25 protein-coding genes and 1 tRNA gene are annotated in these 25,531 nt (G+C 46.7%); 18 read left to right on the forward strand and 8 right to left on the reverse strand.

Annotated features, from left to right (window positions below):
- Positions 1–39: 39 nt before the first annotated feature.
- Entirely contained in the window at positions 40–1,119 is a 1,080-nt protein-coding gene (locus FEK30_RS14845; RefSeq protein ID WP_255447904.1) for a hypothetical protein, read from the reverse strand.
- A gap of 544 nt (positions 1,120–1,663) precedes the next feature.
- Between FEK30_RS14845 and FEK30_RS14850 the strand changes: the two genes are divergently transcribed.
- The 4 genes from FEK30_RS14850 to FEK30_RS14865 all read left to right on the forward strand — a co-directional run bounded on the left by FEK30_RS14850 (position 1,664) and on the right by FEK30_RS14865 (position 6,747).
- Positions 1,664–3,964: a glycosyltransferase family 2 protein gene (locus FEK30_RS14850; RefSeq protein ID WP_255447905.1), complete on the forward strand. Its 2,301-nt coding sequence runs from the start codon at positions 1,664–1,666 to the stop codon at positions 3,962–3,964.
- A 52-nt stretch (positions 3,965–4,016) separates the two neighbouring features.
- Positions 4,017–4,349, forward strand: coding sequence for an STAS domain-containing protein (locus tag FEK30_RS14855; protein WP_030006637.1), 333 nt, complete (start codon positions 4,017–4,019; stop codon positions 4,347–4,349).
- Positions 4,350–4,882: 533 nt separating this feature from the next.
- Positions 4,883–6,055 carry an NAD(P)/FAD-dependent oxidoreductase gene (locus FEK30_RS14860; protein WP_138073605.1) on the forward strand — a complete coding sequence of 391 codons (1,173 nt, stop codon included), beginning with the start codon at positions 4,883–4,885 and terminating at the stop codon, positions 6,053–6,055.
- Between the two features lie 14 nt (positions 6,056–6,069).
- Positions 6,070–6,747 carry an HAD-IA family hydrolase gene (locus tag FEK30_RS14865; protein ID WP_138073606.1) on the forward strand — a complete coding sequence of 226 codons (678 nt, stop codon included), beginning with the start codon at positions 6,070–6,072 and terminating at the stop codon, positions 6,745–6,747.
- A 35-nt stretch (positions 6,748–6,782) separates the two neighbouring features.
- On the opposite strand, the gene FEK30_RS14870 is transcribed toward FEK30_RS14865, so the two are convergent.
- Positions 6,783–7,640 (reverse strand): urease accessory protein UreD, encoded by an 858-nt coding sequence (locus FEK30_RS14870; RefSeq protein ID WP_138073607.1) that lies wholly within the window; start codon positions 7,638–7,640, stop codon positions 6,783–6,785.
- Between the two features lie 267 nt (positions 7,641–7,907).
- Between FEK30_RS14870 and glgA the strand changes: the two genes are divergently transcribed.
- From glgA to accC, 3 genes are all read left to right on the forward strand, one after another.
- A complete protein-coding gene (gene glgA / locus FEK30_RS14875; RefSeq protein ID WP_062435226.1) occupies positions 7,908–9,380 on the forward strand; it encodes a glycogen synthase GlgA in 1,473 nt (490 codons plus the stop codon).
- A gap of 141 nt (positions 9,381–9,521) precedes the next feature.
- Positions 9,522–9,803, forward strand: coding sequence for a hypothetical protein (locus FEK30_RS14880; protein WP_030006632.1), 282 nt, complete (start codon positions 9,522–9,524; stop codon positions 9,801–9,803).
- 111 nt (positions 9,804–9,914) lie between these two features.
- Positions 9,915–11,261, forward strand: coding sequence for an acetyl-CoA carboxylase biotin carboxylase subunit (gene accC, locus FEK30_RS14885; protein WP_012307729.1), 1,347 nt, complete (start codon positions 9,915–9,917; stop codon positions 11,259–11,261).
- A 65-nt stretch (positions 11,262–11,326) separates the two neighbouring features.
- Here accC and FEK30_RS14890 read toward each other — a convergent pair whose 3' ends face one another.
- On the reverse strand, positions 11,327–11,812 hold the full coding sequence (locus FEK30_RS14890; protein ID WP_030006630.1) for a PH domain-containing protein: 486 nt from the start codon (positions 11,810–11,812) through the stop codon (positions 11,327–11,329).
- A gap of 256 nt (positions 11,813–12,068) precedes the next feature.
- Here FEK30_RS14890 and FEK30_RS14895 point away from each other — a divergent pair, with 256 nt between their 5' ends.
- The 7 genes from FEK30_RS14895 (at position 12,069) to FEK30_RS16785 (ending at position 17,257) form a co-directional block, all read left to right on the forward strand.
- The gene (locus FEK30_RS14895) at positions 12,069–12,356 is read left to right on the forward strand and encodes a YggT family protein (RefSeq protein WP_012307731.1); all 288 of its coding nucleotides are present in this window, start codon (positions 12,069–12,071) and stop codon (positions 12,354–12,356) included.
- 87 nt (positions 12,357–12,443) lie between these two features.
- A complete protein-coding gene (locus tag FEK30_RS14900) occupies positions 12,444–12,923 on the forward strand; it encodes a hypothetical protein (protein ID WP_030006629.1) in 480 nt (159 codons plus the stop codon).
- Between the two features lie 76 nt (positions 12,924–12,999).
- Positions 13,000–14,295, forward strand: coding sequence for a homoserine dehydrogenase (locus FEK30_RS14905; protein ID WP_030006628.1), 1,296 nt, complete (start codon positions 13,000–13,002; stop codon positions 14,293–14,295).
- A 133-nt stretch (positions 14,296–14,428) separates the two neighbouring features.
- Positions 14,429–14,728, forward strand: a complete 300-nt coding sequence (locus tag FEK30_RS14910) for a hypothetical protein (protein ID WP_138073608.1) — start codon at positions 14,429–14,431, stop codon at positions 14,726–14,728.
- A gap of 38 nt (positions 14,729–14,766) precedes the next feature.
- Positions 14,767–16,500: a hypothetical protein gene (locus tag FEK30_RS14915; RefSeq protein WP_138073609.1), complete on the forward strand. Its 1,734-nt coding sequence runs from the start codon at positions 14,767–14,769 to the stop codon at positions 16,498–16,500.
- A gap of 230 nt (positions 16,501–16,730) precedes the next feature.
- Positions 16,731–17,114 carry a nucleotidyltransferase family protein gene (locus FEK30_RS14920; RefSeq protein ID WP_138073610.1) on the forward strand — a complete coding sequence of 128 codons (384 nt, stop codon included), beginning with the start codon at positions 16,731–16,733 and terminating at the stop codon, positions 17,112–17,114.
- Complete coding sequence (locus FEK30_RS16785; protein ID WP_012307736.1) at positions 17,111–17,257, forward strand: hypothetical protein; 147 nt, start codon at positions 17,111–17,113, stop codon at positions 17,255–17,257. Before FEK30_RS14920 ends, FEK30_RS16785 begins: the two co-directional genes overlap by 4 nt.
- Here the strand turns inward: FEK30_RS16785 and FEK30_RS14925 are convergent, their stop codons facing one another.
- Together FEK30_RS14925 and FEK30_RS14930 are read right to left on the reverse strand one after the other, a co-directional pair.
- Entirely contained in the window at positions 17,258–17,842 is a 585-nt protein-coding gene (locus tag FEK30_RS14925; protein WP_138073611.1) for a Uma2 family endonuclease, read from the reverse strand.
- A gap of 41 nt (positions 17,843–17,883) precedes the next feature.
- Positions 17,884–18,465: a TIGR04376 family protein gene (locus FEK30_RS14930; protein WP_138073612.1), complete on the reverse strand. Its 582-nt coding sequence runs from the start codon at positions 18,463–18,465 to the stop codon at positions 17,884–17,886.
- Between the two features lie 80 nt (positions 18,466–18,545).
- Here FEK30_RS14930 and FEK30_RS14935 point away from each other — a divergent pair.
- From FEK30_RS14935 to FEK30_RS14950, 4 genes are all read left to right on the forward strand, one after another.
- Positions 18,546–18,634, forward strand: a tRNA-Ser gene (locus FEK30_RS14935).
- Positions 18,635–18,849: 215 nt separating this feature from the next.
- On the forward strand, positions 18,850–21,414 hold the full coding sequence (gene glgP, locus FEK30_RS14940; RefSeq protein ID WP_012307740.1) for an alpha-glucan family phosphorylase: 2,565 nt from the start codon (positions 18,850–18,852) through the stop codon (positions 21,412–21,414).
- 180 nt (positions 21,415–21,594) lie between these two features.
- Positions 21,595–22,080, forward strand: a complete 486-nt coding sequence (gene apcD, locus FEK30_RS14945) for an allophycocyanin subunit alpha-B (protein WP_012307741.1) — start codon at positions 21,595–21,597, stop codon at positions 22,078–22,080.
- 279 nt (positions 22,081–22,359) lie between these two features.
- Positions 22,360–22,905, forward strand: coding sequence for a hypothetical protein (locus FEK30_RS14950; protein ID WP_138073613.1), 546 nt, complete (start codon positions 22,360–22,362; stop codon positions 22,903–22,905).
- A gap of 179 nt (positions 22,906–23,084) precedes the next feature.
- Here FEK30_RS14950 and FEK30_RS14955 read toward each other — a convergent pair whose 3' ends face one another.
- From FEK30_RS14955 to FEK30_RS14965, 3 genes are all read right to left on the reverse strand, one after another.
- The gene (locus tag FEK30_RS14955; RefSeq protein WP_138073614.1) at positions 23,085–23,636 is read right to left on the reverse strand and encodes a keratin; all 552 of its coding nucleotides are present in this window, start codon (positions 23,634–23,636) and stop codon (positions 23,085–23,087) included.
- 106 nt (positions 23,637–23,742) lie between these two features.
- The gene (locus FEK30_RS14960) at positions 23,743–24,585 is read right to left on the reverse strand and encodes an SWIM zinc finger family protein (protein ID WP_138073615.1); all 843 of its coding nucleotides are present in this window, start codon (positions 24,583–24,585) and stop codon (positions 23,743–23,745) included.
- Positions 24,586–24,654: 69 nt separating this feature from the next.
- Positions 24,655–25,440, reverse strand: a complete 786-nt coding sequence (locus FEK30_RS14965; protein ID WP_181445665.1) for a M15 family metallopeptidase — start codon at positions 25,438–25,440, stop codon at positions 24,655–24,657.
- Positions 25,441–25,531 lie beyond the last annotated feature (91 nt).

Genomic DNA, 25,531 nt, shown 5'->3' on the forward strand with positions numbered 1-25,531 from the left:
TTTCGTGTCTCAAAATCTCAGAAATCATTAGTTAAAAAATCAAAGCTGTACCCGCAATATTGTTCTCCATGTTTCGCTATTATATCGACTGTTACTGTTGTCTCCTAAAACATTACTAAAACGATAATCTAGATCCCAGAAAATATCTTCAGCAAGTGTTGTGGTACAGCGACCACCATAGCCATATACAAAATCCCATTGTCCTTGGAGGCGTTGCTGGCCAACAGATGCGGACAAATTACAATCCAGCCAGGAAAAAATATTTTTATTCCAAATCAATTCACCATTGATAACAAGAAAATCTTCTGGTGAAAAATAGCCACTTTCTATTTCTTTATCTTCGCGATAACGCCAGTTAAAAAGATTCGCTGCTAGCTGAAATTCACCGCTAGTATGTTCTAATCGACTAAAGGATTGTTGTTCATGATTGCCATCACTGTAACGACCCCAACGAACCAAACTAAAAAAACTTGTATCTGGAGAAATTTGCCAGAATAGATTGGGGCCATAACGCCAATTTGTGATTTCATTTTCAACGGTTTTTGCATTAAATTTATAGGGAGCATGTTCGACAAAAAAAGACAAACTGGCTCGTTCACCGATATTCACACGGCTATTAGCCCGAAAACTAAGAGCTGGCGTAACGCGATCAAACCAATCAATTCCAGTCCCAATAGCACTCTCTAAACCAGCAATTTTTCCTTCCCAATCAAACTGTAAAGGAATATTTTGGATCGAATCAATCTCTGGTTGCTGGAATCGATTAAAGCCACTTGTCAAACTCAGGCGATCGCCATTAGGTAAAGTACCAGTAATTCTAGGTTGAATTAAAAGATTATCCTGCTCAAAATTGGTGGTAAAGTAGCGAAAATCTATGGTGACTGATTCCAAATCCCAAAAAGATGTTAGCTTTTTTGTTTGTTCTTCATTGTCTGTAGAAGAAGTCTCAGGAATAGTCTGTAAATCTTCCGTTACATCTTCAAAGGATGTAGATGTTTCTCGTAAACTAGGGTTTAAATTTTGCGGTGCCGCTAGATACCAAACCTTTTTTATCTCTCGTTCTTCCCTCTGAATTAGTACTTCAATCGGGGTGGTATTGCTGTCAATATTCAGTAACATAGTGAAGATAGACAAAATGATTTATAAATATTTTTCTTAACAGAGATTATAAACTGTTTTTTTGGATGTAATATAAACTCAATTTGAGTGTGACTTGTCTAAGGAAAGCCATAGGTAATAAAATCACTGCTAATACATACTAACTAAATGAGTAAGCAAATGATCTATCTAGAAAAGATTAAGTCAAAATTTAATTGGCTATTTTTCATAAAAATCATTCTTCTTACTAGGAATTTTTCTTGTTATTAATAATCTTAGGGCAAAGTTCTATGGAGGTCATACAAGAGAAATATAGTGTTCAAGAAAAGAATACATTCTACAAAAAATCAATTCAAAAATACAATCAACTTGTCTCATGAAACACTATTTTTTTGAATCAAAACAATATTTAATTGAACTTGGGCACTAGACTAAATCGAATTTATTTTTCTTTGATTTAATTTCTTGGCGAGCTTATTTTTATTCATTTTATTTATTAACCATGTTGGAACTAGTCCCCTCATTTAAAAATAAAAGAGTCACACTCCGAAAGCATACATTGTTAATGCGCTATATGATTTTAATCAATCTGATTATAGGTGCTTGGTATTTGTATTGGCGTTGGACGGAGTCATTAAATCCTCAGGCATTATGGTTTGCCATACCTCTCGTTTGTGCAGAGACCTATATGTTTCTTGGAGGAATACTTTTTTTCTATTCTATATGGCGACCGATTGAGCGTAATAATAAAAACTTATCTGCTCTCAAGCCGCAGTTTTTATCAAAAAATTTCCCCTCAGTTGATGTTTTTATTACCTGTTACAATGAGCCGAGTGAAATGGTCTACACAACGGCTCAGGCAGCACTATCAATGGACTATCCATTGGAAAAACTCCGAGTCTATATTTTAGACGATGGTAATTCTCCCGAAATGAGAGCAATGGCTGAAAAGGTCTGTCTTCAAGATTTACAGCGGCCAGCCCTACAAGAAATAGCAGAAACAATTCAAAGACAAAAATATTTACGCCAATCGCATATTGCTCAATTGAATGCTATTAAAAAAGATCTAGTCGAAATAGAAGGATTTATTAATAGCTATCGCTTGATTATTCCTAGCAATCACCAAGAATTGAAGAATGTCCTTGATTGGCTTAATGATCTTCGTCCAAATACAATTTCAGATCGAGACTGGATAATTTGTCAAACAATCCTCGGAGAGGGGTTAGATAATGCTATTGTCCATGCCCATAAAAATTCACCTCAAGAGCAGTCAATTACTTTAGAAATTGCGATTTTCAATTATGCTTTTGTTCTTAGAATTTGGGATAAAGGTGATTTTTTTGATTTAGAAAGCCATCTAAAAGATCTCAATGATGTCGAAGAGGACGCTGAACATGGGCGAGGCATTTCTATTATTTATCAATTGGCAGATCAATTCTTTTATATTCGCACTGACGATGAACAAAATTGTTTGATTATCGTCAAAGAACTTTCTCCTGTTGGTGCCCAAGACGAAAAAGAAAAGTATCAAAATTATCTTCAAGGCCTTAAACAGTTGATATTGAGTGATTCCACAAACTCTCAAAGTATAATTGATGTTTATGAGAAAAAAATCAAAGAATTAGAAGACGAAGTTAATAGGTATACGCAGCAACTGATCGATCTCCCCAGATGTCGCTACATTGCTCGTCAAAAACCAAAAGGTCGTCCCCATCATGCCAAAGCTGGCAACATAAATCATGCAATTTTTTCTGGAGAAACCAATGGCCAGTTGATTCTCACTCTGGATGCTGATCATATCCCTAAACCAAATTTTTTACAAAGAGTAATTCCACATTTTTATAGATTCAATATAGAAAATGGCTGCTATGAATTAAATCATGTCGCTTTTGTACAGACGCCTCAAGCTTTTTCAAATCTTCCCAGTGATGATCCTTTTGGTCATAATGCCCACTTTTTTTATGGCCCTATCCAACAGGGAAAAGACGGCATGAATGCAGCTTTTTACACGGGAACAAATGCTGTTCTAAGACGAGAAGCCTTGGTTCAAATGGGGCTGCAACATTTTTCTGATGATTATATTAGTAATGAAAATAAATTAGAAGAATTTGAAATGATTGGGGCTTTGTCTAGCATTAGTATTACTGAAGATATGAATACAGCGATGCGTTTACATGCGACAGGGTGGAGATCTATTTATCATAATGAAATTCTTGCAGAAGGTTTGGCTCCAGATGATCTGCGATCTACGTTGCAGCAAAAACTACGATGGGCTCAGGGCACAATTCAAGTCTTACTTCGAGATAATCCTTTATTTAAAACTGGTTTAAGTTTTGGACAACGTATTCAATATTTCCAAACTATGTACAGTTATTTTTCCGGTTTTTTTGTTTTGATTTTATTATCTTGTCCGCTAATTTCTCTGGGGACAGGACTAATTCCAGTGGGCTCCTTTGGAGCTGATTTTGCGTGGCATTTTATTCCAGCATATATGTTAAATCGAATAACATTATGGATTTCCGCTTGGGGAATATCATGGCGTGAGCTTTGGCGTAATGAACAATATATGATCGGTCTTTTCCCTTTGCAGATACAGGCTGTTTTGAGCGTTTTTACTGGAACATCGATTAAGTTTGAAGTCACCCCAAAACAACGCCAGTCTGGTATATACTTCAGTCTAATTCCGGTTCAAATATTTTTCTTTTTGGCAACAATAATGGCCTTGATCTGGGGAGGATTTCAGTTATTATTCTATGATGGACTTTCTGAATTGACTTACTTCATTAATGCCGTATGGTGTGTATACCATTTAGGTCTTTTGTGGAGTATTATCAGAGCTGCTTACTGGCAGCCAGAAGAACAATAGCTTGTTTTAGGAGACAAGTAAGTCATCGTTATTTGCATTTGGAGAAAAGCTCATGTCTAAGGAATTTGTGATTCTTGAACCTCAGGGGATATTAGATGGCCCCAATACAAATGAACTGAGATTACAGATAATTGATCTATTAAGGGGAGAAATAGATGGTATTTTGCTTGACTTAAATCAAATTGAGTTTATGAATAGCTCAAGTATCGGTGCGTTGGTCGCTATTCTGAAAGTAGTTCGTGCCGAAAATAAAAAATTATACTTATGCTCGTTGACAGACCAAGTAAGTATGATTTTTGAGCTAACAAAGATGGATCGTATTTTTACTACCTTTAAAGATCGTGATGAATTTAATAGGAAAGTGATTGAAGCTTCTGAGGCATAGTATTTTTGTCTTCTTGAGTTTGGTTTGTTATTGGTCATTGCTGCTAAAAAAATCATGATAGGTAGGGCTTTTAAGCAGAGTATATCGAGCGGCAACAAGACTGAATCAAGAGTTCCAATTACATATTTTGTCCTAAAATTCTTTTGTCTATTCTGTAGGGTGTGACTTCTTGACAGACAGAAATCAAAGGAGTATTGGAACATGATTTTGCTTCTCATCCATTACTAAAGTTCTTTTTTACTACTTTTTGATCAGCTTGATTTTAGTTGTACTTGAGTCTCCTCTGTGTGCATCGCTATTGGAGATTATGGGCATCATTGCACCCAAAATAGACGGGAAAAAACCTAAAGAAGTTAAAAAGATTACATTTCCCCAATGATCCCCGCGCTAGGTTAGCAATACCCTCCGATTGCTTATCAAGCTAGACCGTCCTCACCCAGTGGCGGTTTTTTATTGCCCAAGGGCTGGCCCCCCCGACCGGAAAATTAAGGCACAATAGTTAAACGTTGCCCGCCCTCACCTTTTATTTCTCCATGAGTCAGCCCCACATCGTCATTATCGGCGGCGGTTTCGCCGGACTCTATACGGCGCTCCGTCTGTTGCAATTTCCCTGGGAGACCTCCCAGCGGCCAGACATTACCTTAATCGATCGCCAGGATCACTTTGTCTTTAGTCCCCTCCTCTACGAGCTGATCACGGAGGAAATGCAACCCTGGGAAGTGGCCCCCACCTACACGGAACTGTTGCGCCATGGCCCGGTAAAATTCGTCCAAACCCAAGTACAAACCGTTGACCCGGAGCAAAAAACCGTCGTCTGCGGCGATCGCCAAATCACCTATGACTACCTCGTCATTGCGGCTGGGGGCACAACAAAATTTGTGGATTTACCTGGCATCAAGGAATACGCGCTCCCTTTTAAAACCCTCAATGATGCCCTGCACCTCAAGGAAAAATTACGGGCTTTGGAAACTAGTGCGGCGGAAAAAATTCGCATTGCCATCGTTGGGGGTGGCTACAGTGGCGTGGAATTAGCCTGTAAATTAGCGGATCGCTTAGGCGATCGCGGCCGGTTACGGATCATTGATCGCGGCGATGAAATCCTCAAAAATGCGCCTAAATTTAACCAACTGGCTGCCAAGGAAGCCCTGGAAGCACGGGGAATTTGGGTAGACTATGCCACGGAAGTCACCGAAGTCACCGCCGATAGCCTGAGCCTGCGCTACAAAGGGGAAGTAGATACCATTCCCGCTGATCTCGTGTTGTGGACTGGCGGAACGGCGATCGCCCCTTGGGTAAAAGATCTCGCCCTGCCCCACGCAGACAATGGCAAACTCGATGTCAATGCCCAACTCCAGATCCAGAACCACCCGAACATTTTCGCCCTTGGGGATGTCGCCCAAGCAGAAGACAATTTACCGATGACGGCCCAGGTGGCGATTCAACAGGCCGATGTCTGCGCCTGGAACCTGCGGGGCCTGATTACAAATAAGCCTCTTTTGCCGTTTAAGTTCTTTAATCTTGGTGAAATGCTCACTCTCGGCGAAAATAATGCCACCCTCAGCGGTTTGGGCCTAGAACTCGAAGGGAACCTCGCCCATGTCGCCCGTCGCTTGGTCTATCTCTACCGTTTGCCGACCTGGGAACATCAAGTGCAGGTGGGCCTCAATTGGCTCGTGCAACCCCTCGCAAAATTATTGGCCCAGTAGACGAAACAAGCAAAATGATGGCAACACAACCAAAGGTTATTTTTTTCGATGCGGTGGGGACGCTCTTTGGCGTCAAAGATGGGGTCGGGGCGACCTACGCCAAAATTGCCCAACGTCACGGGGTAACGGCGGATTCGGAGCGTTTAGAACAGGGGTTTCGTCAATCCTTTAAGCGTAAACCTGCCCCGGCATTTCCAAATATTGATGCTGAGTTGATCCCCAAACAGGAATTTCTATGGTGGGAGGCGATCGCCCAGGAAACCTTTACTGCTGCCGGGGTGATTGAACAGTTTCCTGATTTTCGTGCTTTTTTTACGGATTTGTACCAGCATTTTGCGACGGCAGAACCCTGGTTTATTTTTTCAGAAACCTTAGCTTCGGTGCAGACTTGGCACGCCCAAGGCATTGAGTTGGGTTTAATTTCAAATTTTGACTCCCGCCTGTTACAGGTGTTAGATGCCTTAGAATTAGCTCCCTATTTCCAGAGTGTGACCATTTCCTCCCTAACCGGAGCAGCGAAACCAAACCCCAAAATTTTCCAAACAGCCCTCGCTAAACATCGTTGTCAGCCAGAAGAAGCGCTCCACATCGGCGACAGTCGCCTGGAAGATTACGAAGCTGCAAAACGATTGGGGATGCAAGCGTATCTCATCGAACGGGATCAGCCTTTTCCTTACAGTCGTCAGCCTTAACCCCCCTCTAACTCCCCTCAAGGGGAGAATGTTGGTTAATAGGTCTGCCAGACGCGGGACAGGGTTGGTGGTTGCGGGGAATAGAGCGATCGCCAATTTTGCCAAAGGGAGATAAACCAGCGTTTTACCTCAGTGCTGGAGTGACCCCGATAGCGACAGAGCACGCCTTTGGGTAATTGCGTGATCCCGCCCAAGCCCTGCTGAATGGTGGCCATGGTTCGTCGTAACTCCGTAATTTGGGCCTCGCTAATCTCTAAACCCACCAAAGCCAGGCTTCCCACCACCGGCTGATTATTCAGGCCATTCCAGGCAGCAAAGACTTCTGGATTTCCCGGCAGCCATTGGCGATCGCCCCAGAGCAGTTCATCATCTTGCCAAATTTCTGTCAGCCCCCGCCAGTTACCAGAGATGAATTTTTCGCCCCGGGCCGTGCGCCCAAACCGAAGAACTTCCCAGCCACACCACACCGCACCGGGAGCCAGATTGACCCGCAAGCTCTGATGATATTCTGCCCCATCGAAAATAATCATTTCCTGGGGAAAGTATTCCAAAATGCTGCCCGGTGCCTGGTTAATAATGCCGTCCTGCTGCGCCGTTTCCCCGTTAGTACGATAAATTTTGTTGGCCGCCGCCGTTGTGAGGAAAACATGACTTTCTGGCTTCAGTTCGAGATCCAGAGATAGGCGATCGCCGCCGACAATGCCCCCTGCCGTGTGGAGCAAGACCGTGTGACACACTCGATTTCCTTCCGGATAAAAAGGCCGCTGGATGCGAAACGGCGCTTGGGTAAAACAGCGTTGCATTTCCGTCCTGCCCTGGCGTTGCCCGTAAATTAAGCCCACCTTGCCGTGCCAGGGCTGCGCTTTGTGAATCACCTGTTGTTGATCTTGCATTTTTGTCTGAAATTGATGGGATTAGGGGGACTAAAAATTGCTGCCAAAACAGCCCCCAACAGCAGTCTATTTTCCCGATCATCCCACTGATCCGGGCAGACCCAACGGCGATCGCCAAATATTTTGTTCCTAAAACAATGGAGCAAACAAACCTCAAGAATCCTAATCACACTTCCGCCCCCGTATAGTTGCCGCTCACAGACAGATGCTTTATCTTTGAAAAAATTTTACGAATTTCCCATTCTTTCAGAAACATAAGGAGTCCCTATGTACATCGTCCAGATTGCTTCGGAATGCGCCCCCGTCGCGAAGGTAGGTGGACTTGGAGATGTGGTTTACGGACTCAGTCGCGAGCTTAGTCTGCGCGGTCATTGTGTCGAAATCATTTTGCCCAAATATGATTGTCTCCGTTACGACCACATTTGGGGGATGCACGAAGCCTATCGGGATCTTTGGGTACCCTGGTTTGGCGGTGCGATCCACTGCACCGTTTTCTATGGCTGGGTCCATGGCCAACAATGTTTCTTTATCGAACCCCACTCCGGTGATAACTTTTTCAGTCGGGGCTTTTTTTATGGAGCCTTAGACGACCACATGCGCTTTGCCTTCTTTAGCAAGGCGGCCCTCGAATTTTTACAAAAATCCAACAAACGCCCCGACATTATCCACTGCCATGACTGGCAAACAGGTCTGGTTCCGGTGATGCTCTTTGAAATGTACAAGTGGCATGGCCTGTGGAATCAGCGGGTGTGTTACACCATCCACAACTTTAAACACCAAGGTATCGCGGGTGCTGACGTCCTGTGGGCGACGGGCCTCAATAACGAAGGCTACTATTTCCACTACGATCGCCTCCGGGATAACTTTAATCCCTTTGCCTTAAATTGCATGAAAGGGGGCATCGTCTATGCCAATGCGGTGACGACCGTTTCTCCCCACCACGCCTGGGAAGCCCACTACACCGATATTGGTTGTGGTCTGAGCCATACCCTCCATCTCCACCAAGACAAGTTTAAGGGAATTCTCAACGGCATCGACTACAGCACTTGGAACCCAGAAGTAGACCACAATATCGAGCTGCAATACAGTTGGGATAGCCTCGAAAATAAAGCGAAAAACAAAAAAGCCCTACGCGATCGCCTATTACTTGAAGACAATGACCGACCGATCATCGCCTACATTGGCCGTCTCGATGACCAAAAAGGCGTTCATCTCGTTCACCATGCCATGTACTATGCCTTGAATCGGGGAGCCCAATTTGTCCTCCTTGGTTCCGCCACCGAAGGCTCGATCAACTCCTGGTTCTGGCACGAGAAATTTCACCTCAACGACAACCCCAACTGTCACATCGAGCTGGGCTTCAACGCCGAACTGTCCCACATGATCTATGCCGGGGCTGATATGCTTGTCGTCCCCAGTAACTACGAACCCTGTGGCCTGACCCAACTCATCGCCCTGAAGTATGGTGTGGTGCCCATTGTCCGTGGTGTCGGTGGCCTCGTGAGTACCGTGTTTGACCGAGATCATGATGATAAACATCCCCCCGAAGAACGAAATGGCTATGTCTTTTACCAAACGGATAACCACGCCCTCGAATCCGCCATGGAACGGGCCATTGGTTTATACACCGTATACCCAGAGGAGTTCCGGAAGCTGCAAATCCAGGGGATGAAATATGACTATTCCTGGAACAACCCCGGCAATGAATACATCGATCTCTACGAGTTTATCCGCGCCTAAGGGGGGCTGATCAAAAGCGTTTCGAGGTTTGACGACGAAAACCGACCTGGGAAGTTTGTCCCCAAAGCCTGAACCGAGGTGCCTAACAATTCCCAGGGAAGTCGTTACCATGGTAGGCAAGTTTTTCCTTTGTCCGTGCCTATGGATGCCTTTAGCCCCTATCCGCCTGAGTGGATCAAAAATGCCAGTCACGCCCTCAGTTTCCATTGTCCCAGCTGTGAAGCACTCCCCCATGATGCGAAACGGGCTTGGTTAAATCGCTATGCCCCCGTGACCGATGCGCTGCACCGTCGCCGCTGGCAGGAGTTTTATGAATGTCAATGCGGCACCGTTTGGTGGGCCTGGAGTAGCGATCGCCCCCCATCCCGTTACCAAACAGATGACCGGGGTGAAAATGACGAATTTCGCCAGGGCTTGTTTTAGGGGAATCGTGAAAGTCTGTTCCGGGGCGATCGCCGCTTGCCGAGGGATACCCCTTACCATGATAATGTTGGCTACCCATCACACTGGGGACGCAAACGCCAACGGAACACCATGCAGTTTTCAAAGATTCTCATCGCCAATCGCGGAGAAGTTGCCCTACGCATTATCCACACCTGTCAGGAGCTCGGCATTGCCACAGTTGCCGTCCACTCCACCGTAGATCGCCAAGCCCTCCACGTTCAGCTCGCCGATGAGAGCATTTGCATTGGCCCGCCCCAGAGCAGCAAAAGCTATCTCAACATTCCCAATATTATCGCTGCGGCCCTCAGCAGTAACGCCGACGCAATCCACCCAGGCTACGGTTTCCTCGCCGAAAATGCCAAGTTTGCAGAAATTTGTGCCGACCACCAAATCACCTTTATTGGCCCTTCCCCAGAAGCAATGATCGCCATGGGGGACAAATCCACCGCCAAAAAAACGATGCAGGCGGCAAAAGTCCCCACCGTACCCGGTAGTGCTGGGTTGGTGGCCTCTGAAGAACAAGCCCTAGAAATCGCCCAACAAATTGGCTACCCTGTGATGATCAAAGCCACGGCGGGTGGTGGCGGCCGGGGGATGCGCCTTGTGCCCAGCGCCGAAGAATTGCCCCGTTTGTACCGAGCGGCCCAGGGGGAAGCAGAAGCAGCCTTTGGGAATGGGGGCGTTTACATCGAAAAATTTATTGAACGGCCCCGCCACATCGAATTTCAGATCCTCGCGGATCAGTACGGCAATGTAATTCACCTCGGCGAACGGGATTGTTCGATCCAACGGCGGCACCAAAAACTCCTCGAAGAAGCGCCCAGCGCGATCCTCACCCCCAGACTCCGGGACAAAATGGGGAAAGCAGCGGTCAAAGCGGCGAAATCCATTGATTATGTCGGGGCGGGGACGGTGGAATTCCTCGTAGATAAAAATGGGGATTTCTACTTTATGGAGATGAATACCCGCATTCAGGTGGAACACCCGGTCACAGAGATGGTGACGGGACTAGATTTGATCGCCGAACAAATTAAAGTTGCCCAAGGCGATCGCCTCAGTTTGAATCAAAATCAAGTGAACTTAAATGGTCATGCCATCGAGTGCCGGATTAACGCCGAGGATCCCGACCATGATTTCCGACCGACCCCAGGCAAAATCAGTGGCTATCTTCCCCCCGGTGGCCCTGGGGTACGGATGGATTCCCACGTTTACACCGACTATGAAATTTCTCCTTACTACGATTCTTTGATCGGTAAATTAATCGTTTGGGGGCCAGACCGAGACACCGCCATTCGCCGCATGAAGCGGGCACTCCGAGAATGTGCCATTACTGGAGTATCGACCACCATTAGCTTCCACCAAAAGATTTTGAATCACCCGGCTTTTTTGGCGGCCGATGTCGATACAAACTTTATCCAGCAACACATGTTGCCCTAGGGGCGATCGCAAATAGTCTCTAACCTTGAGGGCAACCCCCATAAGCGACGATTGGGGAAGTGCCGTTACTTTTTCGCGATGACTTGCACCAAAGTCTGGTCTTGGTCTGCGTAGATCATGATTTGGGAAGCGCGCTCTTGCTTTTGAAAGCCAAACATCGATTGCCCGTTGACGTCCATGGTCATTTCTTGAGTCCAACCGTTTTTGGCCATTTCTGCGGTGTATTTGTCTTTGACAGCGGCCACACTTTCATTAGTGACAAAGGTGACGGAGACCCCCTCCGGTAAATCCATCGCCATTCTAATTTCGGCATTTTTATCGAAATAAATGTCCTTGGGGAAGGTGTCGGGGAGTTTGACGTTGTCGCCACTACTGACAGACAGATTCCCTTCGTTGGTCTTGATATCGACGGATTCTTTGGACATATCGATATCGACTTTTTCGCCGGAGCCAGCTTCAATCGCTTTTTCAAAAATTATTTCCTGAACCATACCGCAGCCACCGAGGCTGAGGGCACAGAGGAAGAAGGCAGGGAGAATCAACTTTTTCACGGCTTTTTGTCCTTAAAATTGGTCTGTTAATTTTTGGCTTGTGGTACTTGCCATGGCCCTTTGGGTTATGTGCTTTGGTTTTAGGGTCAATGGTCAAAACAAACCGCCAATAATAGTTCATAGTGGGCACCCAGGCAGACTGATGCAGTTTCTGAAAATCCCAGGCCATTGTTCCCATTCTCGATGGATTCGGTAAAAATCAAGGTCGCAGTTAAGTTAAATTAAGTCTTAACGCAATGAATTTTTGGTAAATGCGATGTCTTGGTTAGCTGTGACAAGTCTAGGGCTCAATCTGCTGTTGGGCGCGATGACCCTATTTTTTATTTTCCGCATTGTGCTCACTTGGTATCCCCAGGCGGAGTTAACAAAACTGCCCTTTAGCTTGGTGGTTTTGCCGACAGAACCGCTTTTGGCCCCGACGAGAAAACTGGTGCCGCCCCTGGGAGGCATTGATATTTCTCCGGTGATTTGGGTCGGGATCGTCACCCTCCTGCGGGAGGTACTCTTGGGTCAGCAGGGTCTATTGGTAATGCTATTGCGTTAGGTGGATTGAAGGGGCGAGCCGTTGGAACCCCAGGCTTTTGATCCACGTCTAGCGAGGTAATGCTGGAATCAAAAAAGGATATTCGATATGTGGCGACGGTGCTTATTGGCGTTAACGGGGGCTTGGGGGATGGGACTGGCGATCGCCCCGGTGATGGCCCAACCGTTACCAAAACAAGCCATTTTTGAAAATCTCCAGTTGCGCCCTAATTTTGCCCCCAATCCCCAGCTATTACGGGGGGTCAGTGGGGGAAGTGAACCCGCCGCAGAATTTTTGGGCATCGAGGATACCCCCACGGGGTCTTGTGTTGGCTTTATCGATAACCATGCCGACCATCGCCTCAGCCTCATGACGTTTTTTAATGATTTAAAACTGAGTGTTGAAAGTGCCGGGGATACGGTGCTTGTGGTCAAAGGCCCCGGTGGTGTGTGGTGCAATGACGATGCGGTGGGTCAAAATCCGGCAATTCGCGGCGAATGGCAAAAAGGACTGTATCAAGTCTGGGTTGGCTCCCGGGGACAACGGCAATATTATCCCTATATTTTAGAAATTCACCATCGGAAGTAGTTGATCCCTAAGTTGGGAGATCAGGTAATGGGGGATAATGGAAACATTATCTTGATGTTGCACTAGAGAAAACATTGTGGCTATCGGAATTGGTTTACTTGGCTTAGGAACGGTTGGCACGGGCACCGCAGAAATTTTGCTGTCGCCCCAGGGCCGCCACCCGCTGTTGGGGGAAGTGGTTTTGAAACGGGCAGGGGTGCGCTCCCTAGACAAGCCCCGCAACATTGATTTACCAGCGGGTTGCCTAACCACTGATCTAGAAGCCATCGTCAAAGATCCAGAGATTCAGGTGGTGGTTGAGTTGTTGGGTGGCCTGGAGCCAGCGCGGACTCTCATCCTGGCGGCGATCGCCAATGGGAAACATGTGGTCACGGCCAACAAAGCAGTGATTGCCAAATATGGCGAAGAAATTTACACCGCAGCGAACAAAGCGGGGGTCTATGTGCTCCTTGAGGCGGCGGTGGGCGGTGGCATTCCGATCATCAAACCCCTCAAGCAATCTTTAGGAGTGAACCGCATTACCCGTGTCATTGGCATTATCAATGGCACCACCAACTATATCCTCACTCAAATGGCCCAGCACGGGGCGGACTTTGGGGAAGTATTAGCGGAAGCCCAAAAATTGGGTTATGCCGAAGCCGATCCCAGTGCCGATGTGGATGGGGGCGACGCGGCGGACAAAATTGCAATTCTTGCTTCCTTGGCCTTTGGGGGACGAATTCGGCGCGAAGATGTCTACTGCGAAGGGATTCGTTCCATTAGTGCGGCAGATATCAGTTTTGCGAAAAAGCTCGGTTTTGTGATCAAATTATTGGCGATCGCCGAACGACCAGACCTCGAAGAAGATGCCCTACAGTTGCGCGTTCACCCGACTTTGGTACCAGAAGATCATCCCATCGCCAGCGTCAATGGTGTCTTTAATGCGATCCTCGTGGAAGGGGAACCCCTCGGCCAGGTAATGTTTTATGGCCCTGGGGCTGGGGCTGGGGCAACGGCCAGCGCCGTAGTTTCTGACATTGTTCATGTGGTGGGTCTGTTGCATTCTGACCAGGTGATCCAGAAACTCAACCCTCTCCTGGGCTGCACCCACGAGCATTACAGCAAAATTTTGCCCATTGATACCCTAAAAACTCGTTTTTATGCGCGCTTCTTGTCGCGGGATTTGCCCGGTGTGATCGGCGATCTGGGGACTTGCTTTGGGCAGCACCAAGTGAGCTTGGAATCAGTTGTTCAGATTGGTCTTCAGGATGATTGCGCTGAGATCGTCGTCGTGACCCATGATGTCCATGAGGCGAATTTCCGGGAAGCCATGCGAGAAATCGAAGGCCTAGAGGCGATCAAGGAAGTGCCGAGTATTCTCCGCGTCCTTTAGTAATCGTTCAACTGCAAAATTCTTGATCCTCCACATTTCTGGAGGATTTTTAATTATGACTTGTTTTAATAGTGTCGTCTTGTGATTATTCACTTATAATTTCAGAATAGAGTATTTTTTTAGGCTGACATCAATGGATAGTTACGACATTAATGAAAATTTCTATATAGGGAAGCCAGATGTTCAATGGATTGAGTCGTATGTTCGGGGTGATGGAACGGTAGTAGATGGCTACTTACGAACAGAAGCTAATGGAACTGTCGCTGACAACTTGGGTACAGATGTAGATGGTGACGGTATTCTAGGTTTTTTTGACGCAGATGCAGATGGCGATGGCATTTTAGAAGCAGTGGATACAAACGGCGATGGCATCGCTGATACATTTCAAGACTTGTTAGCAGATCTTGGCGAACTTTTAGAAGATATCTTCTAAACTTTTTACCGCTCATTTCAGAAAATCCCAGAAAGAATATGTTGACTGAAATATATTTCGGAGCTAAGATTCTTGAACTTGTTCATCGAAAATTTTTCAAAAAAGAAGGATCTCGAATCAGTAATACAACACCTATAGTTGTTGAAAAAGATGAGAAATATCAAAAACTAATTCAACAATATGTTATTCAGCAAGAAAAGAGAGAAGCTGAATTAAAACAATTAGTTTTTGCTTCTACAAAGATGCAAGGCCAAGTGATTTTGCAAGAAGAAAAATGGAAAGAGCTGACTTACCAACAGCAACAGCAATTGATCGATAATGCTGCTCAACATAATTGTCGAATCACTGAATTAAAAGCCCAGGAATTAAAGCAACTTAAAGAGTTAGAGCAACTAAAATTGACCCTAATGGAGCAGTGGCATAAAGAAAAATTCAGTCAACAGAATCGTCAAATTCTTCAGCAGTGGGACTTAAGTAACTGGAACTCCAAGCTAAATCGTGAAGAAACAGAAGAATTACTTCAATCCAAAGAATTTAAATATCGATTATTAGTGCTTGTATCACGTCCGAAGATCACTGGGAGTCCTCTATTTTCTGATGAAATTTTACACGAGCAAATTAAAAGTACGCTTTTTGATCTGAATGAGTATATTCCTAGATCAGAATTAGAGATTTATTGTGACTATTTTAAAAATCCAATAGAAGACACTGATATTCCGAGATTACAAAAAATTTTAAATAGTATTCCAACCTTTGTCATTTCAACAAACATTATTCGTAACCGAATCTATTTCAGCGGTGTATTTTGGGGAATGGGAGAAGAAGAAAACACAAAATTCAAGCTGCCAGCTTGGGATATATCTATAGATCTTGAGTACTCAGAAAGCCCGGAAAAAGTCATTTTTGAAATTGAGCAAAGAGTTTCTCTGATAAACAAAGCTATCATTCTTTATATTAAAGACATATATTTTTTAAGTTTTGACTATTCTTATAAACCATTTATCTTGTTTGGCGACTTTCATGATGTACTAAAGGACATAGATCAAAGCTTTTATGATTTCTTGAAAGAGCAACTACAAAATCTTTACTTTGAACAAAAAGAATACTTCGAAAAAATAAAGAATAAAATTTCAACACATAAAAATTTGCCTGAAGCATCTTTAACTTCACGGGATGTTAACACCCACTATGCCAAAATTTCACAGCGCATTGAGCATGGCAATCATGTTGCCACGTTGCGCTCCCGACTAATGCAAGTCCCCAACGACTTGCTAATCAGTGCTGCAATCCAGTTCTATGGCAGTGAAGCTGCACTACACCAACTGGCCCAACGCCACAACTTTCAGGTTAAATCATGGACAAACCTGCTGCTAGTCAGCATTGCGTCCTATGACGTGTCCGACCTTGAGGGTATCTACGCCATCGTAGAACCAAGCCTTAACACTAAAGTCACTTCCATCGTTACCTACTGTGGCGATGACTGCGAAACTGTTGAGGGTGAAATTGTCACTGACGATGACGAGTTCTTCGGCCAATACCTCACTGAGGTAATTGAAGTTTTTGTCAATCGTGCAATGCAAATCCTGCCCAGTGTAGGTAACAGCATTGCAACTGCCCCTGATCGTGAAAAGATCATGCAGCAAACCAAGGCCAAACTCAAAGCCTATGCCAAACGTCATGGACTGAAGGGCTACTCCTCCCTAAACAAAGAAGAGCTAGTCAATCACATTGCCCCAGTCTTATTGGAACTTCGTGATGACTTTTTGAGCTAAGTCGAAACACTATCTGCTGTGTCTAGTGGATAGTTTCTACGGGTATTGACTGAGCACTATCGAAGTCAATTGACTGCCCCATACTGAAGAGACAGGTCACTGAATACACACAGGATTACTAGTACATAACCACTAGTGATGTAAGTACCAGTGGGGTAAATTAGTGAGCAATTGCGGCTAAGTATTCTGCAATGCTAGATTCATAAAAAATATTTTAAGTCATACAAAATATGATACGTAAAGATTTAATCCAAGATAAAAACAGGCTTGAATTTTGCCATCAAACAGCTCTAAAAAATTTACCCAAAAACTATGAATTCAAGAAGGATCATCAGCAAAACAATCTTTATTTAGCCAAGCAAGCAGCAATAATTTTAAAAGAAAAATTTAATGCCTCTAAAGTTGCTTTGTTCGGTTCAATTCTTGATTTAGAAACATTTACCCAGTGGTCAGATATTGACATTGCTGCATGGGGACTAGAGCCAAGTGAAACGTTGTTAGCTATGGACACAGTACAAAGCCTTAGTGATGAGATTGAAATCAATCTGGTCGATATCAACACAGTCAAATCAGAAGTTTACCAAAACATTCTAAAGAACCACCAGGAAATATGATTTCTTCTTATTTGAAAGTCGCAGGACATATTAATGATGAACTTGTTAGCTTAGAAAAAACCTACCAGAGAATTCATCGTGCCAATCAAGCTCGACAATCAAATGCCCTTGATAGTGACTTATTGATCGATGCGATCGCCTAATTATTCACTATCCTCTGCCGTTAGAATTACATCAGCATAAATATCCGCCACTGCCCACTCAAATTCAATATTTGGAATCACCAGCGTATCGTCAACACCAAAATCTCGATACCCCCACATTTCTCCCGTTTGCCGTTGATAAAGTTCTACATAAATATGCTCAGAATCAAGCAAAATATATTCCTCTAGGCTAGGAATTTGTCGATAATATTTCAACTTTTCTTTGCTGTCATAACTTGAAGTGCTTGGCGATAATATTTCAACAATTACTTTCGGATACTGAATCCATTTACGGGCTTTGAGATCTTCAGGATGACAACTGACCACCAGATCCGGATAAAAATAACGCCGATTCGCTTTGCCCTGCACTTTCACATCAGACATATTTACCCGACAACCTCTGGGCTTAAGGTGTGCTCTCAAAGCAACTAACAGATTGAGTGCAATATCATTGTGGGATAAAGTCTCTCCGGTCATTGCAAGAACTTCACCATCAATATATTCATAGCGAAGTTCCTGCCGTTCTTCCCACTGGAGATATTCCGCAGCGGTCATCTTTTCTGGAAACTTAGGTGTTGCAATCATCGTTATTTTCCTCATTCTAAGCTGAGTCACTTAGTGAAAAACTAGCGGCCCATTTTTTGCTTCATTTGCCGAATTTGTTCGTCCATTTCCCACTTTTGGAACTGGGCTTCTAGGGGATCGGTGGCACTGTTGTAGGTTTGGCGATCGCCATTGGTACCACTAAAACTCTCCCAACTGCTGGTGTAGGCATCCTCTACTTTTTGAGACGCTTGCAGTTCATCCATTTTTTGCTTCACTTCCTGGCGTTTTTGTTGGAGCTGCACCAAAAGAGATTGGGCCTGTTCAATGCGTTTTTTAGTGCCTTGCATCTTGCCCCAGAGTTGATTCCCCTGGCGGAGGAGGGCCGCTTCCCTAGCCTTGGCGGCGCTGGCGAGATCCGGTCTCCGACCCGCTTCGGCCTGTTGTACCCGCTGGTGCCAATGTTGGATATCCTGGGCCACCTGGGCGATCTGTTGCTCCACCTGGGTCAGTTGCCGTTGTAGATCCTGGGTGAGGCGGTTGGCTTCTCGTTCTTGTTCTTGGAGTTGCTCGGCGATCGCCTGGAGTTCTAACTGGGGATGTGCCTTGAGAAATTCCTCTAATCGCGTCTCAAAAAACTGCCCAACTTCGCTAAAAAGACCCATAATTCCGCCGTTTTCACAATTGCTGACTTTAGGTTAGCTTTTTTTAGGGAGGTCTGCTACAATCATTTATCGTCACGCCAGGAGAGATGGCTGAGTGGTCGAAAGCAGCACATTGCTAATGTGCCGAGTCGTGTACGCGGCTCCGAGGGTTCGAATCCCTCTCTCTCCGTACCAAAATCAACTAGATATATTCCCCTGTATTTCCCGCAACTCCCTACGATTGACGGGATTTTTTAGTATTTACCCGGTTCCTTGGGCTTTCAGAAGAAATGTGTGGAGTTCTATCGATTTATAAATTCCCCAGGGGCGATCGCCAGAAAATCAAAGGGAATTCGCTATTTATTAAAGACAGATCATCCCGTTGTCCGTTGAAGGATTTTTCCCATGAAACCGACCCACAAGTTTCAGGTCAAAGCCGTTTTACCCCCTGTCCTGGAACCCCTACGCCGCCTCGCCCATAACATCCACTGGGATTGGAATGTCGCCGCAAAAAGTCTCTTTGTTCGCCTCGATCCAGACCTATGGCAGCAGACGAGCCACAATCCGGTGGCGATGTTGGGTCGCGTTGACCAAGCCCGCCTCGATGAACTAGCCAAGGATGACGGTTTTATCGCCCACATGGAACGGGCCATTGAACAGCTCGATGACTACCTCCAACAACACACTTGGTACCACAAAGCACGGGGCGAAACCAAAGGGAAAGAATGCTATGCCTATTTCTGTGCGGAGTATGGCCTCAGCTACTGCCTGCCGATCTATTCCGGGGGGTTGGGGATTCTTGCGGGGGATCACCTCAAATCCGCCAGTGATCTCGGTTTACCCCTAGTGGCCGTGGGTTTACTGTACCAGGAGGGCTATTTCGCCCAGTATCTCAACCATGACGGCTGGCAACAGGAAGAATATCCGATCAATGATTTCTACAATATGCCCCTCCATTTAGAAAAAGATGACCAGGGAAATGAACTGATCATTGAGGTGGAATTTCCGGGGCGGATGATCTATGCACGGGTTTGGCGCATCGATGTGGGGACGGTGCCCCTCTATATGTTAGACACCAACATTGAGCAGAATACCAACCCCTATGACCACGACATTACCGATGAACTGTATGGGGGCGATCGCGATCTCCGGCTCCACCAAGAGATCCTCCTGGGTATCGGTGGCGTGCGCATGCTCGAAAAACTAGGCTACAAACCGACGGTCTACCACATGAACGAAGGCCACAGCGCCTTTTTGATCCTGGAGCGCATCCGCAAACTCATGCAAGAGCAGGGCTTAACCTTCCGCCATGCCCAACAGTTTGCCCTCTCGACCCAAATGTTTACGACCCATACCCCGGTTTCTGCTGGTTTTGATCTTTTTTCCCCGGAGCAAACCCTGCATTATGTGGGCCACTATGCCGAAAAATTTGGCCTCTCCCCAGACCGCTTCCTGGGCCTGGGTCGGGAAAATACTGGGGATCTAGAAGCGCCCTTTAATATGGCGATCTTTGCCCTCAAACACAGTGCTTTTATCAATGGTGTGAGTCAACTCCATGGCCAAGTTTCCCGGGAAATGTTCCATAGTTTGTGGCCTGATTTTCCCCGCGACGAAGTGGGGATTACTTCGATCACGAATGGTGTCCATGCCCGCAGTGTCACCGCCCCCGCCACCCAAGATCTCTACGACCGCTACCTGGCCCCCACCTGGGATGAAGCCCCCGCAGAAAGCCATATCTGGGAAAAAGTGAGCACCATTCCCAACGAAGAACTATGGCGTAACCACGAGCGTCAACGCTCCGATTTGGTTGTCTATATTCGACAGCACCTCGCCAAGCAACTGCAAAAACAAGGAGCCACTGAAGCGGCGATCGCCAAAGCCCGCCAGGTACTCAAGCCCAACCTCCTGACCATTGGCTTTGCCCGTCGCTTTGCCACCTACAAACGGGCTAACCTTTTTTTGTATGACATTGAACGCATTAAAAAAATTATCCTCGGCAATCCAGAGCGTCAAGTGCAATTTGTTATCGCCGGGAAAGCCCACCCAAAAGATATTCCGGGGAAAGAACTAATCCGCAACATCATCCATACCGTCCAGGAAGAAGGCCTCGAAGATTACGTCGTCTTCTTACCCAACTACAATATTCACATTGCCCGCAAAATGGTGTCTGGGTGTGATGTGTGGCTTAATACCCCCCGACGACCGAGGGAAGCCTCTGGCACTTCCGGGATGAAAGCGGCGATGAATGGCTTGCCGAATTTAAGTGTCCTTGATGGCTGGTGGGATGAGGCCGACTATACCCGCACCGGTTGGGCGATCGGCCACGGGGAAATTTACGATGATCAAGATTACCAAGACCGGGTAGAAGCCAGTGCCCTGTATGAACTGCTAGAAAAAGAAATTGTGCCGCTGTTCTATACGCGCAACAGTTTCGATGTCCCCGAAGGCTGGGTCAATAAAATGAAGGAGGCCATTCGCCTGAATTGCCCCATGTTTAATACGTCGCGGATGCTCCGGGACTATGCCCAGAAGGCTTATTTTAAATTGAGCGATCGCCATTTTGAACTCAGCGACAATCACTACCAAGCCGTCCAAGAACTCGCCGATTGGAAATCCCAACTCTTTAAGGCCTGGTACAATATCCGCGTCGAAGCCTTTGATGTCGGGGAGTCCGCCGAAATCGACATTCAACAGCCCGTCCATGTCAAAGCAATTCTCGATCTCGCGGCCCTGACCCCAGACGATCTGGCCGTGCAAATTTACCTCGGCACCATCAATGACCAGGACGAACTCATTAACGGCGAAAGTTACCCTATGACCTTCCAGGGCCTGACCACCGACCAAAAAGCAATCTACCAAGGCGTTGTGCAATACAAAAAAAGTGGCTACCAAGGCATGGCCCTACGCATCCTCCCCCACCACCCTCACCTAGATGATGCCACCGAACCCCGGCTCATCCGTTGGGCCTAGGACAAACCGTCCAAGAGACGATGCCAATGGCAATTTACCCCTATACTGGGGAAGAACTTTCCCTGAGAGAGTTTACGTTTCTTAAAATTATCGGGCAATCATTAAAGCCCGAATGCCTTGTGAGACAATAGTCTAAGCTATTAAACTAAGCAAGAATCCATTTATTAAAACAGCAATAATATGAGCGTCGTTAGTCAAGTTATCCTGAGAGCCGATGACGAACTCCGCTATCCCAGCAGCGGTGAACTCTCGGGGATTAAAAACTTTTTAGCCACTGGGGCGGTACGGATCCGCATTGCGGAGGCCCTTGCCGACAACGAAAAGAAAATCGTTGACCAAGCCCAAAAGCAACTGTTTAGCATCCACCCAGAATATCGAACCTCGGGCGGGAATGCAGCCACCACGAAGCAATATAACCAATGTCTGCGGGACTACGGTTGGTACCTACGCCTGGTGACCTACGGTATCCTCGCTGGCGACAAAGATCCCATTGAAAGGATTGGTTTAATCGGGGTGAAGGAAATGTACAACGCCCTCGGTGTACCGGTGCCTGGGATGGTTGATGCGATTCGCTGCCTCAAGGATGCCGCCCTTGGTGTGCTTGATTCAGAGGAAGCAAGAATTGCTGCTCCTTATTTTGACTTCATTACCCAAGCAATGTCCTAGGGTTGAGTTCTGGGATTGCGGTCTAATTCAATTCAATTATTCCGTTGGGGATCAGGGTTGTTTGCGCACCCTGATTTTTTATTGCTTTCGAGCCACCCCTCTAACTCCCCTCAAGGGCCACCCCTCTGCTCCCTTCAAGGGGAGAATGGCACCCTCCGACCTGACGGCCACCTCCCTCAAGGGAGAATTCCTTCCGGCGTTCAGCCACCTTCCCCAGGGAAGGATGGTTGTTGGGTATCCTAGCAAGTAACAGGATTCGTCCGTGGGTAAAGAATAGAGATGACAGCATCACGAACCCAAGATTATGGTTTTCCTTGGATTTCCTTGGGACTTTTTTGTTTGGCCTATGGGGTGTTTGGTTGGCTGGTGGGGGAAATGATTCCCGCGTGGCAGGCATGGCTCTTAGGGCATCAGGCATGGTTTTTCTGGCCTATTGATCAGGCGATCGCCTTTAAGATGGCCTGGGGATTTGGCGGGGGACTTGTGCTGCTTTTGATGGTGGTCTTAGTGGCTCCCCTACGAATCATGCAATTGTTATTTGGGACTTGGTTGCGCTCCGATGCCAAGGCCTTTACGTCGGTCTTAGCCTGGGCCTTTGCGGCGGTCTTGATTATTTGTTGGCTAGAGCAATTTGTCCGCTTTTTTGTGTTGCTTTCAGCGGGGATTTTGTGTCACTTAGATTTACAGATTCGCGGTTATCGGGTGTGGCAAGTGTTCCTCATCCTCAGTGGGATGGGCCTGGGGAGTTTTGCCTTGGGGGGATATTTATTTTCTCAGTTTCAAATTGAAATTGCTCAACTTTGGTCTATTTTTCAAGCAGCTTAAAGTCTAAGCAGTATCAAAAACAATTAAATTTTGCCGAACTCTCACCCCTAAGACTCTGGCGGTTTAGGAGATTTTTCTTGTGAATTCTTAGTTTTCCCAAGATTGGGGGTAAGGAGGCTATTTTCCCCAGGGAATAATACCTCCAACCTGACGGCCTCCTCCCTCAAGGGAGGATTTCTTTAGGCTTGGGCAAGAATCGGCGGAATGCAGGGTTTGCCGCTGGGGGTGGCGAGGCTGGGGCCTGAGGTTTCGGTGCGACAGTGAATTTCGGCAGCGAGAATTGGGGGTTCAAAGGAGGCGATCGCCGCTGCGACAGTTTGAAACGTCACCCCTTGGGCGAGAATTGGCGGAATGCAGGGTTTACCACTGGGGCTACTCACCAAGACGGGGGTAGAGTCGGTGCGGGGTTGGATGGTGGCGGCCAGGATCGGCGGTTCTAGGGTATCCGGGACGGTGTGATCCTTCAGGCTTGCTGTTTCTGCCGAGGCCAGATTTTTTGCGGCGGCAAGTTGCGCTTCCAGGGTGGCAATTTTGCCTTGATACTCTTGCTGTAAGGTGGCGATCGCCTCTCGCAACCGTTGCTCGTGGTTGGTTTCGCTGGTTTGTAGATCCCGTCGCAGTTGACTCAGTTCCGTTTCTAAAGTACCCAGCCGATTCAGATCGTCTTTTTTGACGAGGTAAAACGCCCCCGCACCAACACCACAACCAATCACAAAGGGAATAATCCACATAATTTCAATACACTCCAGGCAAAACCACTAAAAAAACAGATCGATTGTGACCTTTTTGCTGTATTTCAAGGCAATCGGCTTTTGATTTTAGCGAATTTTTCTGGATTTAGGCTGATTCGCTCGCATTCAACCCCTGTAAAGCTTGCATTAACCCCTTTTGACTGGCCATGCCATAGACATAATTGAGGTAACTTTGGAAAGCTTGGGCATCCTCCGGATTAAGGGCGATCGCCCCCAAAAGATCAAGGCTCGTGGTGCCATCGGTGGGCGGCGTAATCACAACCAAATCTGGATCGAGGGGATGATCATATTGCCAGAACTGTTTAATATCAATGGTTTCCGGGTTCTGTTGCGGTTGGACTGTCTCAAGTTCAGCCTGGTCATGGCTGGGTAAATTGGTCGCAGTTGCCGTGGCGAAATGTTGCCGTCGGTAGTCCCGGAGTGCATCGAGGATTTGTTGTTTGGTGCGGCCCCGCAGTTGAAAAATCACAAAGGGATCTTCGTTAAAGCGATCGCCGAGTTGATAATAAACCGCGCCAATGTGCTTACAGGGGTTGGCTTTATCGGGGCAAGTACAGCGGGAGTGGATATCTGCCAGGGTAAAGGGAAACAAATTCAAACCATTTGCCGTAAAGACCTGCTCAATGGCCGCCGGCATTTCCCCGGCTAGCAGTTGGGCCGAAAAGAGCGCCTTTTGGGCTAAACTTTCCACCACATAGCCCCAAGCTTCGTCACTAAAGGGTTCTAGTTTTAAAGAAACGCGGTAGGGTTCTGGTTCGCTCCCCTGCACGAGGGCGATCGCCTGGGCTTCGACGAAATCAATTTGCAGCACATTACCCGCTTTGGCATAGATGCGCGCCCGTTCGAGGCGTTTTTTAAAGCGGTAAGAATCCAGTAATTCTAGCCACCGTTGTACCCACCAACGCTGTTGATCGAGGGTTTCTACCATGATCTAATGTTCCTCTGAGAATATGCGCACATCACCTTTGTCTCTCCCAATCGTTTCCCAAGAAAAGGGCTACGGATTCAAATTGCGGGATTTGTAAAACGTTTCCAGACTATCTTGATCCCCCACAAAGCGCCAATGCCAAGGCTCGTAGGCGATGCCCTGGGGATTATCTCGCGGGAAAGACAACTCAAAACTATAACGGGCGGCATTATTTTGGAGCCACTGAAACGCCGCTGTATTTTCAAAATTTTCCTGGAGGTGGGTCGCTGGCAAATTTCCATCCCCTAGATCGATAGCGTAGCCCGTATGGTGTTCACTGTAGCGGGGGGGCGCACTCACCTCGGCCCGTTTGGTAGTGTCCTGGGCGCGCTGCTCTTTAATGTCAAAAAATAAATATTGTTGCTCTTCGATGGTGCGAAAGGCAGAAAGTAAGGCTAAGTTGATCCCGGCTTGTCTGGCATCAGCCTGCATTTGAAGAAATTTTTCAGCAGCGGCGGGGCGTAATTTCAAGCGACCATCGGCACTGACGGCGACCAGTTCACTGACCTCGGCTTCGGGGTAGGGAAAATGACCGAGAATTTGTTCGCTGGTTTCGGTATCATTGCTGCCTGATTCGGACGGAGAAACATCGCTGGCAAGATCCTCTGGCACAACGGGATCTGGGGTGGCCTGGAAAAACTGGCGCGAGGCGATCGCCCCGAACCCGACAATGAGGATTCCTCCCAACCCCAACAGTAGGCGTTGCTTGGGGTTAGATCCTGTGTTTTTTTCGCTTTGTTCTGGATCTTCGTCCCGCACGACCTCAGGAATATCAATGTCATCCAGGACAGAGAGGTCATCAAATTCTTCGGACACGCTCAATTCCTACCGCTGCACTCCCTAAATATTTTGTGGTTCTATCTTATGTTGCTTTCTTCGCAATGGGGAAGTTCTCCGGCAAAATCAT

The organism is Picosynechococcus sp. PCC 11901 (assembly GCF_005577135.1).
Classification (GTDB): domain Bacteria; phylum Cyanobacteriota; class Cyanobacteriia; order Cyanobacteriales; family MRBY01; genus MRBY01.